The organism is Methanobacterium sp. (assembly GCA_030017655.1).
Lineage (GTDB): Archaea > Methanobacteriota > Methanobacteria > Methanobacteriales > Methanobacteriaceae > Methanobacterium_D.
This window is the reverse complement of record JASEIM010000009.1, coordinates 16,777-30,031: the sequence shown is the minus strand read 5'-3', so window position 1 is coordinate 30,031 and position 13,255 is coordinate 16,777. Positions and strand designations below refer to the sequence as shown.

The following is a 13,255-nucleotide window of genomic DNA, read 5'->3' as shown; positions in this document are numbered from 1 at the left end:
AAACTGTCAAAATTAAAAATTTTGACGCTGCAAATCTGAAAGATTTGCATGCTTTGTTTTTCGTTTACCCATAATTCTTTTGAATTTTGAGGGTTTTAACCCTAACTTTTTTTATTTTTGAATTTTATATCCTATTTTTACTTGAATTTTTATATGTCTTTTAATATCGTCTATATCTCATTTTAAAACCCAATTCAACCTTTAAAAGAAGAATATACTCTAAATTTTATTTAATAAATTTAATATTCTTAAAATTCCATAGATCATTTAGAGTGGTTAATATGAATAAGGAAGTTGTGGAAAAGTTTAAAGAGCTTTTAAGATTAGAAAATGAACCTGTAGCCATAAAATGGTCTGTAAAGGAACCAAGAGATATCGAAAAAGAAGGTGAATGTACAAGATTTTGCACAAAGCTTGAGAAAGCAATGAATGGCGAAGTATTTTATGCAACTGCTGAAGAAGAGGAATGTATGGGCGGTGCAAGATACTCAGGGCTTAAAGATAAAAAAGAGTTTCCAGCCAATATGCAGAGTGGTGCATTCTTAGTTCCGATGGGTGTTTATAAAAATATTCCTGCTGTTCAACGCTCTTGGAAACAGAACTTAAATGTAGAACCCGGTATTTTCCATGCTGTAATCTTTGCTCCTTTGAATAAAGCAGAATTTGAACCTGATGTAATTTTTATTGTCTGTAATGCAAAACAGGGGATGGAAATATTACATGCGAATGCATATGACTCTGGTTCTCATGGATTAGGTGCAGATTCTGGGCCTATTTGTAGTTCAATGGCAGCGGTTCCATATTTAACCGGAAAAGTCACCTATGGATTTGGTGATGCGGGAGCACGTAACAACATGAATATTAAGCCTGAAGAAGTTATGGTAAGTATTCCTGCCAGCGAATTATCCAGAATAGTTTCTAATTTAGAAGAAATGCGTACTAAAAGGTTGTTTAAGGAAGAATAAATCAATATATCTCTTACTTTTAATTTACTATTTTAAAGTATAAATGAATTGAATATCACATGACATCCGATAGTAAAACCTAATTTTGAAAGTATTTATACTCATTTATTTTATACATATCCATATCAATCTAATAAAATTTACTTTTTATTCGGAGGATAATCAATGTTTGAAAATGAAAAGTACGCGCAGAAAATCAAAGAATTAACCAAAGAACATCATAAATGGATGGAAAATAGCATAAATTTAATTGCAAGTGAAAATATCACCAGCACTACAGTGAGAGAAGCACTTGCAACTGATCTATCCCACAGATATGCAGAAGGTTTACCATGTGAAAGACTCTATGAGGGTTGTGAATACATAGATACCATTGAAAAAATGGCTATCGATCTGTCAAAAAAGTTGTTTAATGCCCCTCATGCAAATGTACAGCCCAATTCAGGAGTTGTGGCAAATTTAGCATCATTTTTTGCTCTCACAAAGCCTAATGACCTTCTTATGGCTTTAAACGTGCCTGTAGGTGGACACATAAGTCATGCGGATGTTAGTGCAGCAGGGATAAGAGGATTAAGGATTCTTTCGCATCCTTTTGACAATGAAATGATGAATATCGATGCCGATGCAATGAAAAAGGAAATTATCAAAAATAAACCAAAAGTAGTTCTTCTTGGTGGAAGTTTATTCCTTTTCCCTCATCCAGTTGAAGATGCACGGGAAGCGGCTGATGAGATTGGAGCTAAAGTCATGTACGACGGAGCTCATGTTCTTGGACTCATAGCTGGAGGTAAATTCCAGGATCCGCTTAAAGAGGGTGCAGATCTTCTTGTAGGAAGTACTCATAAGACTTTTCCTGGCCCTCAGGGAGGAATTATACTCTGTACCGAAGAATTAAAGGATACTATTGATGAAGCGGTGTTCCCTGGTGTTGTAAGTAATCATCACCTCCACCATGTTGCAGCACTTGGAATAACCCTTGCAGAAATGCTTGAATTTGGTCGTGATTATGCTGATCAAATCGTTAAAAACGCTAAAGCACTTGCTCAGAGCCTTTATGAACTTGGATTTGAAGTCCTGTGTGAAGATCAGGGCTTTACAGAATCACACCAGGTTGCTATGGACGTTAAAAAAATAGGCAGCGCCTCTAAAATGGCCAAAGACATGGAAGCAAACAACATTATATTAAATAAGAATCTTCTCCCATGGGATGATCGTAAAAGAACTGATGATCCTTCAGGTATAAGATTAGGTACACAAGAAATCACAAGGCGTGGATTAAAGGAAGCACAGATGCAAGAAGTTGCAGAATTCATCAAAATGGTCGCTATGGACAATAAAAATGTTAAAAACGAAGTTACTGAGTTCATGACCCAGTATACAAAGGTTCATTACGCATTTGAAGAAGATGAAGCCTATAAATACATTGAATTTTAATTCGATGTATTTTTCTTATTATTTTCCTTTTTTTCCTAATCAACTAAACCATAGCCACTAATAGTCTACAAGCCTTATTACATGTATTCTCATTAATTTTAAATTACTTCAATATTTCTTCAGAAAATCATTTAATCCTCTGTAAGACAAAATTAAACTTAAAATATCATTTTAAATTATAGATTTTATAAATAAGTAGTTCCATAAATATTCTAAAATAACATGAATTTTTAATTAGCTTTAATATCTAAATTTTAATATTATTTGAGGAGATTACATGAAAATAGGTTTTGGAATTACAGGGGCAGGTCATTTACTTTTAGATAGTGTTGAGTTACTTGAAAAATTAATGACCAAACATGATGTAACCGTTTTACTTTCAGCTGCCGGAGAAGAAGTTCTTAAAATGTACGGGCTTTATGAAAGAGTGGAAAAAATAACCGGTGGATATTATAATGAACTGATTAAAGAAAAGGATCAAAAGTTTAGTTTTCCAATAACTGGACGGTTTTCGCTGGGAAAATATGATCTCTTTATTGTATCTCCCACAACCTCAAATACTATTGGTAAAATCGTCAACGGAATTGCAGATACTCTTATAACAAATGCAGTAGCTCAAGCAGGGAAAGGTAAAGTTAAAACCATAATAATTCCAGTAGATCTTGAATCAGGAGATTTAAATACTGTGTTGCCATCTAAACTCGAATTAGACTTATGTCAAAAATGTGATGTATGCGAAGCTTCTGCAGCGTGCCCCGGTGATGCCATAACCCCTGGAGTTGAAATTGATCTTTTAAAATGTGAAGGTTGTGGTGAATGTGCAGTAGCGTGTCCATTTTCAGCGATTTCAGCCGGAAAAATAATCACCATACACATGAGAGATATTGATATCCAAAATACCAGTAAATTATACAAATTTGAGGGCGTTGAAATAGTGGAACATCCATCAAAGCTTCAAGAAAAGTTTGAATTCTAAATAAATTTCATATTTATCTATAAAAATTCTATGGGTGAATATATGAAAGATACAGATCCGCTGAAAAAATATAAAGAGAAAAGAGATTTTGAAAGGACTCCAGAGCCGGTTTCAGGAGAAAAAAGTTCTTCTAAGAATCCCAAATTTGTAATACAAAAACATGATGCCAGTAAACTTCATTATGATCTCAGACTGGAAGTTGGAAATGTTTTAAAGTCATGGGCCATTCCCAAGGGGCCATCAACAGATCCTGGTCAAAAAAGACTTGCTGTTCCCACTGAAGATCATCCTCTTGACTATATTAACTTTGAAGGAATAATTCCTGAAGGAAATTACGGTGCCGGTACTGTTATTGTCTGGGATACAGGTACATATCGTAATTTAAAGGAAAAAATACCCATGGATAAGGCTGTTGAAGAGGGGCATGTGGACATCTGGCTTGAAGGTGAAAAACTGAAAGGCGGCTATGCTCTTATCCAGACAGGAAAAGGTAACAGGAAATTCTGGCTTTTTTTCAAAAAGAAAGATGAAAAAGCCAATTCTAAAAGTAATATTCTAATTGATAGACCAGAATCTGTTTTAAGTGGTCGGACTATTGATGACCTGCATGTAATAAAAAAAACTGGAAAATGAATAATTTATTTAAGTTCGGACAGCGATATTTATAATAACAGGAGGTAGTGTATGGCTGAACCACAAAGAAGAAATTTAGTTAATCTTATAAAAGAATTAGAAAATGGAGATTGGAGAAGAAGGGAAGATGCTGCAGAACTTCTTGCAGAATTAGCTGATCCAAGAGCTGTAGACCCATTAATTAAAGCACTTAATGATGAAGATTGTCATGTTAGAGAAGCTGCTGCTCTTTCACTTGCAATGTTCAGTGATAAAAAAGCTATCGAACCTTTAATAGATAGATTAAACGATGAAAAAGCAAGTGTGAAGTATGCTGCTGCAATAGGTCTTTCTGCATTTGGCGATGAAAGGGCTGTCGAACCTCTGGAAAAAGCATCTGAAGACAACAATCCGGTGGTAAAAAAAGTCGCTCAAATGGCATTAAATTCTATAAAAGAAAGACAATAACCAGTTAACTTAAATATCTAATTTTCAAGTTTAAACTCAATTAATATTGAATTAAGTCTCTTATTTAATTTTTTATTCCAAAATGTCACCATAATAGAGGTATATCCTATTTTAATATGTGCTTTAAACCATAAAGATAAAGAAACGTAATGAATCAATAAATGCATGCTCATATAATATTTTAACACAAAGCATGTTATTAAATTCATTTAATTACCTTAATAATAGATGGCATTAGATATAAATCTTTTTATATTAATATTTTATATAAAAATATATATAATCTGTTCATAAATGGATATTTATGAATGTTAATGGATATCAATGATTTATTTTGAGTTTATTAACTAAATATTTGATATCATAACATTTAGAGCATTAAAAAGAATAATTTTTTATGATTATCAAAAAAGAACTTGAGTAAATTGTCTAAAACGGCATTAGATTCTTATTTGATAATTCGGGAGGGTTATATGATAGATAGAATACTTAAAGACTTAGGTAGAATTGAAGGAGTAACTGGCTCATTAGTAGTTGGAAAAGATGGTTTAATCATAGAAAAGGAAGTTTCTAATGACATAGATTCAGAACTTGTAGCTGCTATGTCTTCAGCTGTTTTTGGTACAGCAGAAAGATCTTCAGAAGAAATGAAACACGAAAAACTCCAGCAAGTCATGATAGAAGGTAGCAGAGGTAAAACATTAATGATAGACTCTGGAGAAGCAATTTTAGTTGTTATAACAGACGTAAATATTAATCTTGGATTAATCCGGTTAGAAATGAAAAGAAGTTCAGAGCGCATACGAGACACAATATAAGGTGATAGAATGCCAAAATACACAAATTATGATGAATATCTAGAGAACATGGGTTTAATTTTGAAAGATGGGGCAAGCATACTATGTTTATCTCCCGAAGCAGAGGCTACAAGGCCAGGGCCATTCTGTGAAGAAAGAAAAACACTTGTTTCTGCAAATTCAGTGGGTGCTTTAAGATCAATTATCATTACTGGAAGTAAACAATTTGGACTTGGAACAATGGGATCAATACTCAGAATAGCTGGTGGAGAATTCTCAACCTTAAGAGGTAAGCAAATGATAGATGCAGGAAAGATTGAAAAAGGAGATATTCAGGGCTGGCTGGATTTAGTTAGATTCGACTTTAAAAACTGGGGTTACGGTATCTTAACTACTGAGAGCATTGAAGATGAAAAAATTGTGGTTCGACTTGATGAAAGTATGAGCAGTGCAGGTATGCCTAATTTAGGAAATGCTGTTTGTTATTATGAAGGAGGCCGAATTACGGGAGGTCTTTCCGAAGTAACTGGTGAAAGCTGGCAATTTGTAGAAAAAAAATGCTGGGCAATGGGAGATGACCATTGTAAATTCGAGATAACAAAAATTTAATCTTTTCAGATTAAATCATCAATTATTTTTCTATTTTTTAAGAAAATATAGTTAAAATTCCCATATATTATTTAAAAAGGGATTAATTTATGCATCCTTACATATAAAATCAAGTTTATCCCCAATCTCTGTTTTTGAAGATTTAATGGTTCCTTTTTCCATCTCTATAACGTATTTTGCAGGTTTTTTAGGAGTATAAGTCTTCCATGGATCAATTGAAACTATATCAACAACATTTCTGTCTGAATCTGCAAAAATAATGTCTAGGGGAAATCTCACAAAAAACATGTGGATTGCAGATCCGCTTCTGCTTCTAGCACCCGGAAGCTTTAAGATAAGTCCCTTTTCGAGTTTCTTTTTAAACATCGTTCCTCTTAATCTTGAAAAAAAAGTATCTGCAACTTCACTTTCTCCAAGTTCTGTGTTCTTAGTTGTATTTATCACCATTAGTTCCATATTAGCCCCTCAAAAACTGAAAATTATTGTAGTCCCGAACAAGTCTTTCGATTTGCGGCCGAAGAAATTATTTTCCTCTAGCTTCGAAATTATAAATCTCGAAAGTTCAGAAACCTACGTTTTTTCAACCTTAATAAGTAAAATTAAGATATATAATATTTCTTAGATAATTATAATGTTTATTTTTACTCCAGTTCAATTTTTTAACTAATTGTATTTTATTCTATCTAAATAGTAAAATCTTCCATTTTACCCCTTTCTTATCTAATAACTTCAAATTCTATCACATATAAAGATAATATACTTTATTATGATACCGTTTCCAATTTTTATCCATTTTAGTAATTATAATATGAAATCCCATATTAAGGTTTAGATTTTATAGAATCAATCATATAATTTTTTTTTGACATTCTGTTAATTGAATTTTAATGAGTTAAAAATCATATTTGCTATAGAATCGACTTTCTGAGTATTAAATTCATTTTCTGCGACATATATTTCATATACAATGCCTTTTTTATCTTCAAAAGCGAGAGTAGTTCCCTTCCTTATCTCATAGCCAGGTTCTAGATTTGTAGATGTGATTCTAAATATTTTTACGCCATTTGGATTTATTTTTGTCGTTTTGGATTCGCCAAATAATGCGCAGAACTTGAATAAGCGTATATTAAATGTTGTTGTTCTTCCTCAAAACTTCTGCCATCAATAATTTTTAGAACAGAAATCCCTATTGTTTCATTGGTATCAGTTAAGTCGAGTAAACCAGCCCATTCATCAGTTCCACCATTTTCTACCCCAGAATTTTTAAAATCAGCCGGATAATTAAAGATTATAGAATCATCAGAATAACTTTTTTGTGGACCTAAATTTATAGAATCATTATTGTTGAGATAACTCCCCACATTGTGATAATGACTACAAAGAAAATTGCAATTAAAACTAAAATTGGTATTGTTTTCTTCAAATCATTATCTCCTTGATTATTTATTAATTTAAGGTAGAAATAATTGTTTCAATTGCTTCATTTATAACGCTATTACTATTAGTGCCATTTACTCTTGAACCTTCAATAGTTATGATGTAATATTTGCCATTTTTCTGGAAATAATAATCTGATAATGTCACAGTAGGATCATCAGATTCTATTTTATCGACTTTAGTTTGGACTCCACTGATGGTTTCATTGCTTAATATTACTTTAAAACCTTTGGCTGATAATAAATTATCATTATAGTCCCTATTTTGCTCATCTACATCTTTATATTGCCTTATATTCAATGTTATATTATTTTCTTTGCTTTTAGTGGAAAATTTTGCTATATTGTTAAAAAAATAATTATTTCTTATATGCCATCCATCAGGCATCTGGAATGTAGAATTCCCTACAGTTTGTATATCAGATTGACTTGTTTTTTTAGTACTTGAATCTATACATCCAGAGATCCCAATTAAAGCCACAATGAAAACTAAAATCAGTATTATTATTTTATTCATAATATTATCCTCTTTAATAATTTTAAATAATCATTTCTTAGAAGATAATATAATACTTTTCACCTGCTCTTGCTCAATCTGTTTTTACTAATTCAATTAATAATTATATTCCGGCGGAATAAATTGGATGTAGTAGATTCTAGAGCTCAAAAATGTGAAGATGTATCTACAATCGTTGATAAAAAGATAAGAACGAGGACAATTAAGTTTGAGAGTTATTAGCACCAAAATAGATAAAATGAAAATCTAGGGGATTTTATTCTACAAAATATGTAAGAATAAATTTAAATATCTTAAAAAATAAGAACAAATGGATCATAGTTTAAGTTAACTAACGTTTTATGACTTATCCAGTATTTAAAATTGGAGGCTATTTATGAAAAAAAATATTTTTGTTGAAAAGCTCATTCAAAAACCCATTGAGGAAAAGGAATTAGAAATTGTTGAAAGAAAGGGTATAGGCCATCCAGACAGTATCAGTGACGGAATAGCTGAATCTGTAAGTAGAGCTTTATGTAATGCCTACATTGAAAGGTTTGGAGAAATAATGCACCATAATACTGATGAAGTGCAGATAACAGCTGGAGAATCAAATCCGCTGTTTGGCGGCGGAGAAATAATGAAGCCAATTGATATTCTTTTAACTGGCCGAGGTATTTCCGAGCTTCACGAAGAAAAAAATGGGAGACTGGAAATAAAGAAAATGGGTCTGGACAGAATTGCAATCACTGCTGCAAAAGAATATTTAAAGGAAAATATCATAAATCTGGATGTTGAAACTGATACAGTTGTGGAATGTAAGATAGGGCATGGATCTGGAGATTTAACAGACGTATTTAGAAGAGAAGGAACTCCTTCATCTAATGATACCTCCTTTGGAGTAGGTTATGCTCCATTTTCAGAAACTGAAAACATAGTACTGGCAGCTGAAAATCTTCTTAATTCAAAAGACTTTAAAAAGAAGTATCCAGCAGTAGGGGAAGACATTAAAGTCATGGGACTTAGAGATGACAATAAAATAACCCTTACAGTGGCCTCAGCAATGGTATCTAAATACGTTGATGGTCGTGACACATACATAAATCTAAAAGAAGAGCTTAATGAAATAATAACAAACTTAGCACAGGATAAGACAGAAAGAAACGTTGAAGTATTTATTAACACTGCAGATAATCATTCTTGCGCATCAGAAGAAGGATACTATCTGACAGTCACAGGAACATCAGCTGAAATGGGTGATGACGGTTCTGTTGGCCGTGGAAACCGGGCTAATGGTTTAATAACACCAAATAGACCCATGTCAATGGAGGCAACTTCTGGGAAGAATCCAATAAACCATGTTGGTAAAATATACAATCTCATATCCACAAAAATTGCAAACGACATAGCTGAAAATGTAGAAGGAGTTAAAGAAGTCCAGATAATGCTTTTAAGTCAGATTGGGAAACCAATAGATAATCCAAAAGCTGCAAGTGCTCAATTAATTCTGGAAGAAGGATACAGAATTGAAGCTGTAAATAAGAATGTGGAAGAAATCATTGATTCATGGCTTGATAACATAACAAGTATTACCGACATGCTTGTTAAAGGTAAGTTAAGGACATTTTAAGCCCTCATATAACTTTTTATTTTATTTTAGAGTACATAATTATTTTAAATGTTTTTAACCTTACTATAAATGGGTAGAATAAAATTATTAGGTTTATTATTTCAATAAATAGAACAAATGGTTTAATTGAATCAATTTATTACCTATGCCCCTGAGGACATAGGTTAATAACTCAGTTAATGGCCAGCATCTCAATCTTCCCAATGAGAGTGGCAATTCATCCTTTTTCAGAACTTATTAATAAGCTTTTCTATTAAAAATTTCAACATAATATTAAAATAAAAATATTAACCAATAATATGCAAAAAATAGCTATTTAAAAAATATATTGGAAATATAAAGTTAAAATTTGCCATACAATAAGATAATATTACATATTAATTAGCTAAATTAGAAATAGTAGGTGTAGCATCCCCATCGGAGGCGATACGATATCAGTAAAAAATAAAGTATCGTTGTAATTGGGGATGCACTATTAAATATAATATAGGAGCATATAATCTTTTCTATTTGCATAAATTAAATAATACGTTTAAATAATTTTTTATGCATTAACTTTTAAATATTCAGTGAGCAGATATAGTTCAAGGATAAATAATAAATAAAATTTTGTAAGTGAATTTAAAAATAACCGAGTAAACTTACATCACCATATAAAAGGTAATTAATAAGGAGAATCACAAATGCCAATACAAGAGGCCATGAGATCTTATGATACAAAGCTTATCGAGAAAAAAATCCAAAAATACTGGAATGATAACCACATATATCAAAAGACAAACAAGTTAAGGGAAAACGGACCTAAATATTCATTTTTAGACGGCCCTCCATACTGCAGTGGAAGAATACATCTGGGAACTGCATGGAACAAAATAATAAAAGACACTTTTTTACGTTTTAAAAGCATGTCAGGCTTTAACCTTAGGAGACAAGCCGGATGGGACACCCATGGACTCCCTATAGAACATAAAGTAGAAGGACTACTTGGATTAAAAAGCAAAAAGGAAATCGAAACCAGAATTGGTATTGATAACTTTGTTGAAAAATGTAAAGAATTTGCAATTGAAAATAAAGGCCTTATGACTGAACAGTTTAAAATGCTCGGGGTCTGGATGGACTGGGATAACCCTTATGTCACATTTGACACCAAATACATGGAATCCTGTTGGTGGACATTAAAACGTGCACATGAAAAGAATCTACTAATAAATGACCTGCGTGTTATAACATGGTGTCCAAGATGCGAAACTGCACTTGCACTTGCAGAAATAGACTATGAAAACAAAGAAGATCCTTCAATATATGTTAAATTCCCTCTAAAATCATCTGAAAAAGGTAATGAATATATTTTAATATGGACAACAACACCCTGGACTCTTCCAGCAAATATGGCAGTATCAGTACATCCCGATTTTGATTATGCTTATGTTAAGATCCTTGATGAAATTTATATAATGGCAGAAGCCCTTGTTAATTCTTTATTCGAAGATCAGGATTATGAGATAGTTAAAGTGGTTAAAGGGAAGGATCTTGAAGGTTTAGAATATCTTCACCCTCTTTTTAATGAAATTCCAGTCCAGAAAGAATTTGAACATAAAATAATAACTGGAGAACATGTAACTTTAACTGAAGGTACTGGATGCGTCCATACGGCACCAGGACATGGTCCAGACGACTTTGAAATAGGTAAAAAATATGGTATACCTATATTCTGTCCGGTTGATGAAGCTGGATTATTCAAGGAAGAAGCAGGAAAATATACTGGAGAATTCGTAAAAGATGCAGACCCATATATCATTGCCGATTTAGATGCCCATGGACTACTTCTTCGTGAGGGTGTTATCGATCACAGATACGGTTTCTGCTGGAGATGTAAAACTCCAATTATATATCTGGCAACACAGCAGTGGTTCCTTAAAGTCACAGAAATCAAAGATAAAATGCTGAGTGAGCTGGACAAAGTTGAATGGATCCCAGAATGGGCTGGAGAAAGTAGATTTCGTAACTGGGTTGAAAATGCGCGTGATTGGACCATATCCCGGCAGAGATACTGGGGAATCCCTATCCCAATATGGAAATGTGAATCCTGTGATAAAATTACCGTTATAGGATCAATTGAAGAACTTAAAGAAAGTGCAGTGAAAGGAAAACTGGAAGGAGATTTCATACACAGACCTTATGTCGATGAAATTATCATTCAATGCGAATGTGGAGGAGATATGAATCGCGTGCCTGACGTTTTAGATGTCTGGATAGATTCTGGAGTTGCTGGCTGGGCTGCTCTCTATTATCCTCAGGAAAAAGAAATGTTTGAAGAATGGTTCCCCTATGATTTCATAACAGAGGGACATGATCAGACAAGAGGATGGTTCTATTCACAATTAGGATGTGGAGTGATTTCACTGAACCAGACACCTTATAAAAAAGTTTTAATGCACGGTTTTACCCTTGATGAAGAAGGTAGAAAGATGAGTAAATCACTGGGAAACGTTGTTGAACCAGATGAAGTTATTGAGCAGTACGGAGCAGATATACTAAGATTTTATCTTCTATGGGGAAATAAACCGTGGGAAGACCTTAAATTTACATGGGACGAAATAAAGAATGTAAATAAGATGTTTAACATTCTCTGGAATGTTTATGTCTTCTCAACAACTTATATGGCCATAGACAATTTTAACCCGACATTATACACTAAAGATGATATCAAATTAAGAGATGAGGATAAATGGATTACATCACGAATTAATTCCCTTGCAAAAGACGTTGCAGAAGCTCTTGATTCTCTGCATCTTCATAAAGCTACAAGATCAATAAACAACTTCATATTAGAAGATCTAAGCAGATGGTACATAAGACTCATTAGAGGTCGTACATGGGTTGAAAAAGAAGATCCAGACAAATTAGGTGCTTACTATACTCTCTATAACACTTTAAGGCTTCTAATAAAAGTAATGGCCCCTATAACTCCCCATATAACCGAAGAAATCTATCAAAATCTGGTGAAAGGAGTCGAGGATAATGCTCAGGAAAGCGTTCACATGGAAGACTGGGAGTTCAATGAAGATCTTATTGATAAGGATTTAGAAGAAAATATGGATATCGTTAGAGATATTATTGAAGCATGCGCAAGAGGAAGAGACGTTGCAAGATATAAACTTAGATGGCCTGTAAAAGAAATTGTAGTGGTTTCAGAGAATGAAAATGTTTTAAAGGCAGTTGAATCCCTCAAGGCAGTTATCATGGAGCAGGCCAATACAAAAGAGATCATAGCAACAGATGAATTTGAAAACTTGAAAATTATTGCTAAACCCAATCTGAAAACTCTCGGGCCAAAACTTAGAGGAGATGCCCCTAAAGTCATGCAAAAACTTGCCGAAGCTGATGGTGCACAGGTAAAGGATGAGCTGGATAAAAATGAAGTATATAATGTAAGAATTGATGAAAAGAGCATAGAACTTGGAATTGATGATATTTTATTTGAAACAGAACTTCCAGAAAACCTTGTAAGTGCGGATTTCAATTCAGGTAATGTATTTTTGAATACAGAAATTACTGATGAGATCTTATCCGAAGCAATGTCCAGAGAACTTATAAGAAGAATTCAGGATATGCGAAAAGACTTAGATCTTGACGTAGAAGCCAATATTCATGTATTTATTGAATGTGATCAGGGTTTCAAAGAGTTAATTGAACCATTCTATGACTTTATCTCCAATGAAGTCCGTGCCGAAAAAATGTTATTTGAAGCGCAAGAAGGGGATTATACCAAAGAGTGGAAAATAGAGGATGAGAATCTTAGGATAACAATTAAAAAGACTGGATAAAGATT

Annotated in this window: 12 protein-coding genes; 9 read left to right on the top strand and 3 right to left on the bottom strand. The window is 33.0% G+C overall.

Features of this window, described 5'->3' with window-relative positions; genetic code table 11:
• The first annotated feature begins 281 nt into the window (after positions 1 to 281).
• The 7 genes from QMD61_05570 (at position 282) to QMD61_05540 (ending at position 5,861) form a co-directional block, all read left to right on the top strand.
• Entirely contained in the window at positions 282 to 965 is a 684-nt protein-coding gene (locus QMD61_05570) for a DUF169 domain-containing protein (protein MDI6724097.1), read from the top strand.
• Between the two features lie 165 nt (positions 966 to 1,130).
• Entirely contained in the window at positions 1,131 to 2,399 is a 1,269-nt protein-coding gene (glyA, locus tag QMD61_05565; GenBank protein MDI6724096.1) for a serine hydroxymethyltransferase, read from the top strand.
• Positions 2,400 to 2,676: 277 nt separating this feature from the next.
• Positions 2,677 to 3,375: a dihydromethanopterin reductase (acceptor) gene (locus QMD61_05560; protein MDI6724095.1), complete on the top strand. Its 699-nt coding sequence runs from the start codon at positions 2,677 to 2,679 to the stop codon at positions 3,373 to 3,375.
• Between the two features lie 42 nt (positions 3,376 to 3,417).
• A complete protein-coding gene (locus QMD61_05555) occupies positions 3,418 to 4,008 on the top strand; it encodes a DNA polymerase ligase N-terminal domain-containing protein (GenBank protein ID MDI6724094.1) in 591 nt (196 codons plus the stop codon).
• A 51-nt stretch (positions 4,009 to 4,059) separates the two neighbouring features.
• Entirely contained in the window at positions 4,060 to 4,455 is a 396-nt protein-coding gene (locus QMD61_05550; protein MDI6724093.1) for a HEAT repeat domain-containing protein, read from the top strand.
• Between the two features lie 473 nt (positions 4,456 to 4,928).
• Complete coding sequence (locus QMD61_05545) at positions 4,929 to 5,273, top strand: roadblock/LC7 domain-containing protein (GenBank protein ID MDI6724092.1); 345 nt, start codon at positions 4,929 to 4,931, stop codon at positions 5,271 to 5,273.
• Between the two features lie 9 nt (positions 5,274 to 5,282).
• Positions 5,283 to 5,861, top strand: coding sequence for a 4-vinyl reductase (locus QMD61_05540; GenBank protein MDI6724091.1), 579 nt, complete (start codon positions 5,283 to 5,285; stop codon positions 5,859 to 5,861).
• A gap of 87 nt (positions 5,862 to 5,948) precedes the next feature.
• Here QMD61_05540 and QMD61_05535 read toward each other — a convergent pair whose 3' ends face one another.
• The 3 genes from QMD61_05535 to QMD61_05525 form a co-directional block, all read right to left on the bottom strand.
• Positions 5,949 to 6,317 (bottom strand): DUF192 domain-containing protein, encoded by a 369-nt coding sequence (locus QMD61_05535; protein ID MDI6724090.1) that lies wholly within the window; start codon positions 6,315 to 6,317, stop codon positions 5,949 to 5,951.
• A 614-nt stretch (positions 6,318 to 6,931) separates the two neighbouring features.
• The gene (locus tag QMD61_05530) at positions 6,932 to 7,222 is read right to left on the bottom strand and encodes a hypothetical protein (protein MDI6724089.1); all 291 of its coding nucleotides are present in this window, start codon (positions 7,220 to 7,222) and stop codon (positions 6,932 to 6,934) included.
• Between the two features lie 85 nt (positions 7,223 to 7,307).
• Positions 7,308 to 7,814 (bottom strand): hypothetical protein, encoded by a 507-nt coding sequence (locus tag QMD61_05525; protein ID MDI6724088.1) that lies wholly within the window; start codon positions 7,812 to 7,814, stop codon positions 7,308 to 7,310.
• Between the two features lie 376 nt (positions 7,815 to 8,190).
• Here QMD61_05525 and QMD61_05520 point away from each other — a divergent pair, with 376 nt between their 5' ends.
• Both QMD61_05520 and ileS read left to right on the top strand, forming a co-directional pair.
• Entirely contained in the window at positions 8,191 to 9,423 is a 1,233-nt protein-coding gene (locus tag QMD61_05520; protein MDI6724087.1) for a methionine adenosyltransferase, read from the top strand.
• A gap of 683 nt (positions 9,424 to 10,106) precedes the next feature.
• Positions 10,107 to 13,250: an isoleucine--tRNA ligase gene (gene ileS, locus QMD61_05515; GenBank protein MDI6724086.1), complete on the top strand. Its 3,144-nt coding sequence runs from the start codon at positions 10,107 to 10,109 to the stop codon at positions 13,248 to 13,250.
• Positions 13,251 to 13,255: the final 5 nt, after the last annotated feature.